This window comes from Paenibacillus sp. MER TA 81-3 (genome assembly GCF_023713585.1).
Lineage (GTDB): Bacteria > Bacillota > Bacilli > Paenibacillales > Paenibacillaceae > Paenibacillus_B > Paenibacillus_B profundus.
Genome location: NZ_JAMAWB010000109.1, coordinates 1 through 325, shown reverse-complemented (window position 1 = coordinate 325; position 325 = coordinate 1). Strand labels below are relative to the sequence as shown.

Annotated in this window: 1 protein-coding gene; it reads left to right on the top strand. The window is 46.2% G+C overall.

The genetic code is table 11. The features are described 5' to 3' along the window. Positions 1-325 (top strand): transposase (locus tag M3650_RS31455; protein ID WP_251580289.1); only part of this gene is annotated, 325 nt, incomplete at both ends.

Below are 325 nucleotides of genomic sequence, written 5' to 3'. Positions count from 1 at the left end.
TGCCAAAGTCGGTCACAAAAGTGCTGATTCTTCGTTTTTCGGATACAAAACTCATATCGCCATGAGCGAGGAACGGATCATAACGGCGGCCACGATTACGACCGGCGAACAAAGCGATGGCAAGCAGCTCCAAACCCTCATTGAAAAAAGTAAGGTCGCGGGAATGAAAGTGGAGACGGTGATTGGAGATACGGCCTACTCGGAAAAAGACAATCTGGCGTACAGCGCCCAAAACGAGATTGAATTAGTGGCGAAATTAAACCCTTTAATTACGCAGGGTAACCGAAAGAAAGAAGATGAATTTGAATTCAATAAAGATGCGGGG